The organism is Polynucleobacter sp. AP-Reno-20A-A9 (assembly GCF_018882085.1).
In the GTDB taxonomy this organism is placed as follows: domain Bacteria; phylum Pseudomonadota; class Gammaproteobacteria; order Burkholderiales; family Burkholderiaceae; genus Polynucleobacter.
The window spans coordinates 1-212 of the sequence record NZ_JACVPB010000043.1; the positions used below are offsets into that span (position 1 = coordinate 1).

The following is a 212-nucleotide window of genomic DNA, read 5'->3' on the forward strand; positions in this document are numbered from 1 at the left end:
TACCTAGATCGCCAAACTTCTTACGCCAGCTGTAAATCGAGGGTTCGCTGACCCCGTGGCGCTTGGCAACCTCTGCTATTGGCGAACGATCTGCCTCTTGCAATATCCGAACAATCTGTTCGTCTGAAAACCGTGCTCTCTTCATACCTGCTCCTTAGGTTGAAGGAGTCATTATCTCTAAAAGCTTTTGGTCTGAAAATCCCAGGACAGGT

The 212-nt window shown here is 48.6% G+C and carries 1 protein-coding gene; it reads right to left on the minus strand.

The features are described from left to right. Positions 1-145: transposase (locus ICN39_RS11120; RefSeq protein ID WP_216234167.1), on the minus strand; the 145-nt coding region annotated here is incomplete at its 3' end. Positions 146-212 lie beyond the last annotated feature (67 nt).